4 protein-coding genes, 1 rRNA gene and 1 pseudogene are annotated in these 3588 nt (G+C 65.5%); 4 read left to right on the top strand and 2 right to left on the bottom strand.

Translation table 11 applies throughout. The annotated features are described in order from the left end of the window. Together rrf and WB785_RS23020 are read left to right on the top strand one after the other, a co-directional pair. Nucleotides 1-106 (top strand): 5S ribosomal RNA (rrf, locus tag WB785_RS23025); the annotation flags it as partial. A gap of 262 nt (nucleotides 107-368) precedes the next feature. Beyond that, nucleotides 369-1613: pseudogene (locus WB785_RS23020) on the top strand (HNH endonuclease signature motif containing protein); the annotation flags it as partial. 156 nt (nucleotides 1614-1769) lie between these two features. Here the strand turns inward: WB785_RS23020 and WB785_RS23015 are convergent. After that, nucleotides 1770-2003 (bottom strand): hypothetical protein, encoded by a 234-nt coding sequence (locus tag WB785_RS23015; RefSeq protein WP_424082146.1) that lies wholly within the window; start codon nucleotides 2001-2003, stop codon nucleotides 1770-1772. 107 nt (nucleotides 2004-2110) lie between these two features. On the opposite strand from WB785_RS23015, the gene WB785_RS23010 reads away from it, so the two are divergent. Then, nucleotides 2111-2281: a hypothetical protein gene (locus WB785_RS23010; protein WP_424082145.1), complete on the top strand. Its 171-nt coding sequence runs from the start codon at nucleotides 2111-2113 to the stop codon at nucleotides 2279-2281. Here the strand turns inward: WB785_RS23010 and WB785_RS23005 are convergent. Further along, on the bottom strand, nucleotides 2278-2919 hold the full coding sequence (locus tag WB785_RS23005; RefSeq protein ID WP_424082143.1) for a class I SAM-dependent methyltransferase: 642 nt from the start codon (nucleotides 2917-2919) through the stop codon (nucleotides 2278-2280). The genes WB785_RS23010 and WB785_RS23005 overlap by 4 nt on opposite strands. Nucleotides 2920-3016: 97 nt before the next feature. Here WB785_RS23005 and WB785_RS23000 point away from each other — a divergent pair. Further along, a partial coding sequence (locus WB785_RS23000; RefSeq protein ID WP_424082147.1) for a tetratricopeptide repeat protein occupies nucleotides 3017-3588 on the top strand: 572 nt, incomplete at its 3' end.

Genomic DNA, 3588 nt, shown 5'->3' with positions numbered 1-3588 from the left:
CCACAGCGACAGGGAAACGCCCGGACCCATCCCGAACCCGGAAGCTAAGCCTGCCAGCGCCGATGATACTACCCAACCCGGGTGGAAAAGTAGGACACCGCCGAACACACACAAAAAAGGGCACCCCACAAAGGTGCCCTTTTTTATTGCCGAAAATACAAATGCGTTTCGGAGTTCATCGGGTGAATTCTGATCAAGTTATCGTGGCGCTACGAATTGTCGATCGGCGCGAACGCAGGGCCGCTCGCGCGACCATCACGGGTGGTTGAGCAGAGTCATGAGCCGTGCCGTTTCTCAGATGATGACGGGCTTACCCCGGCACTGATCGGCAGCCGAAACTTGTCGTACCCGGTTGCAATGATGAGGTCATGTCCTCGATCGCATCGCCTTCCGCGGTGGTGAGCCCTGCCGAGCGCGTAGATGCGTTATTCGAGGAGTTGGCGGAGTTGGCCGGTCAGCGCAATGCGATTGATTCGCGCATTGTGGAGATTGTCGCCGAGCTGGATCGCGACGAGCTGTGGGGTGCTACGGGTGCGCGTTCGGTGGCGGCGTTGGTGGCCTGGAAGCTGGGCTCGTCATCGTCAAATGCCCACACGATCGCCACTGTGGCGCGCCGGCTGGAGGAGTTTCCCCGGTGCGCGGCGGGCATGGCCGAGGGGCGGCTGTCGCTGGATCAGGTCGGGGTCATCGCTGCGCGGGCGGGCGAGAGTTCCGATGAGCATTACGCGGAGCTGGCGCGGGTCGCCACGGTCAACCAGCTGCGCACCGCGGTGAAGTTGGAACCGCGACCCGAACCCAATGTTCAGCCGCAACCGCAGCGCTCGATCACCAAGACCTGCGGCGAGGATTCCACCTGTTGGCGGATCAAACTTCCCCACGACGACGCGGCGCAGTTCGACGCGGCGCTGGCGTCTCACCTGGATGCGCTGTTCGCCGAGTGGAAGCACGATCACGAGACCTGCGGCCGCACATCAGAGGATTGTCCCCCGTTACCTACTGTCGGCGAGGCGTTTATGCGCCTGGTCCAGGCCGGATGGGACGCCGAGGCGACGCGCCGGCCACACGGACATCACACCACCGTGGTGGTGCACGTCGACGTTGAGCAGCGCGCCGCGGCGCTGCATCTGGGTCCGCTGCTCACCGACGCCGAACGCCAATACTTGAGCTGTGATGCCACCTGTGAAGTCTGGTTCGAACGTGACGGCGAAGTCATCGGCGCCAGCCGTACCACCCGCCTGATCAACCGGCGGCTTCGGCGCGCGCTCGAGCACCGCAATCCCACGTGCGCGGTTCCCGGCTGTGGGGCCACCCGCGGTCTGCACGCACACCACATCCGGCACTGGGAAGACGGTGGTCTGACCGAGTTGTTCAACCTGGTATTGGTGTGCCCTTATCATCATCGGTTGCACCACCGGGGCGTGATCACTATCGCCGGAGCCGCCGACGATCTCATCGTCACTGACAGCTCCGGTCGACGGCTCAGCGCCGGATCGCTCGCCCGTCCGCCGAACCTTCCCCCGCCGGCTGTCCCACCGTGTCCTGGGCCCACCGGCGAGCGCGCCGCCTGGTGGTGGTACGAACCCTTCCAGCCGCAGCCGCCACCAACAACTAGGTTGGCTACCGGAGCCGGATCATCACAGGCACTTTACCGAAGCCCAAACAGGTTGAGGCATAAAGAATTTCGCCTGCGCACTCCGCAACGGCAACTTAAGCACCCGTGCGACTAGGGGTCGGTGCTGACTCATCTTTGGGCACAGGTTGCCGGGCGTTCAGCCAAATGGAACCGCGCTGGGGCCACCGAGATCCACGCTCGCAGCGGAGTCGAGACTTGCCAACACGTCCACACCTGTCATGGCGTGATCGACGGCGTTGATGATCGGTTCGACGATGACATCCAGGCCGTCAGCATGAGCCGCGGGGATGGCGGCAAGCGGACCGATGGTGAAAGTAAGAGCCGCGCCCGCACTGCTGCCCCAGCCGATCACACGACGCCAGCGATCCACGGTCCGATGTGACGGGCTCGTGCGGTTCGAGCAGTAGCGTTGACCAGCCATCTTTGAACCTCCCCATCGAGGCTTTCCATCTGCGGTTTCGTCAAGCTAGCCCGTGAGTGGTCCTGGCGGGGCGAAATACGGGCCTCGTCGTCGAACCGGCGGCCGCGCTCGGCATCGCGGCGATCCTCGAAGACCATGACCGCTTCGCCGGCCGACACATAGTCACCATCCTGTGCGGAAGCAACGTCGACGTTGACGCCTACCGCCGGTGGGTTGGTGCCGGTTAACCGTCAGCCGCGTCGGTTGGCTTTTCCCAGTGCAACAGGTAACGCCAGAAAATGAGTCGGCGCACCCGCACGCCGGGCAGCACCGCGCCCGCTTGCGACGCGACTTCCCGGGTGGTCAGCGGGGGATCCATGACGACTGGCATGGCTGCGTGCGTGATGTCCTTCGCGAACCAGTCTCTGCTCCCCGCGGACCTGGCGGCAACGAACGTCGCGCCCAGCAACCGATGTCCGACTGCCGCGGCAACTTCCGCGGGGAATTCGAGGCGTAGATCCTTTCGGGGCAAGGCGACGGCGGCGAGGATTCCGCCGGGGCGTAGCAGCGCCGCAAATCGTCGTAATGCGTCCTGAAGAGGCATGTGATGCAGTGCGCTGATCGAGACGATCGCGTCGTAGCCACCGGGCAGCGGAGTGGTCAGGGCGTCGGCGCACATGCAGTTCACGTTGGCGGGGGTGCGCCGCCGGGCCAGCTCGATCATCGCGGGTGAGCGATCAACGGCGTCGACTTGGTCCACTTGGCTGGCTAGTCGGGTCGCAAACGAGCCGGCACCGCAACCAACGTCGAGCACCCTATGGCAGCGCTGTGGCAGTTGGCCGAGCAGTAGACGGTGGTAGTAGGCGTTGTGATCCCAGTCGAGCACGGTCGCGACGTTACCGACGCGCCGCCGGACGAGCCGCGGCGGAAGCCCTTTAACCTTTGATATGACGACGCCAAAGTGGTCAGGACGAAAGGCACTAGTGGTCGAGGAAACGCGTGGTGGCTCTGGTAAACCGCGGCCGAGGCAAGCGCCGCGGTCGCAAAGACCGACTTCTGGCCCCGGGCGCGGGCGTAGAGCGCAGCCCCAGCATCCCTCCGCCAACGATGACACTGCGGCCCCGCCGATCCGGTCTGATATCGAACCAAACCAGCTGGCACCCGAGATCCGTCGCGAGCTCAGCACTTTGGATCGGGCCACCGCCGACGCGGTGGCCCGCCATCTCGTCGCGGCCGGCGAGCTCATTGACGACGACCCCGAAGCCGCGCTGAGCCACGCGCGGGCCGCCCGGGCCCGCTCTGGCCGTATCGCCGCTGTCCGGGAAGCCGTCGGGATCGCTGCCTATCAGTGTGGCGACTGGGCGCAGGCACTGGCCGAACTGCGCGCGGCACGCAGGATGGGCAGCAAGTCCGCGTTGCTGCCGCTGATCATCGACTGCGAACGCGGTCTGGGCCGACCGGAACGGGCGCTTGAGCTGGCGCGAGGGCCCGAGGCGGCCCAGCTCAGCGGCGACGAGGCCGACGAGTTGCGCATCGTCGCCGCCGGCGCCCGCGC

This window comes from Mycobacterium sp. (assembly GCF_049585075.1).
Taxonomy (GTDB): domain Bacteria; phylum Actinomycetota; class Actinomycetes; order Mycobacteriales; family Mycobacteriaceae; genus Mycobacterium.
This window is presented reverse-complemented; position numbering and strand designations above follow the sequence as displayed.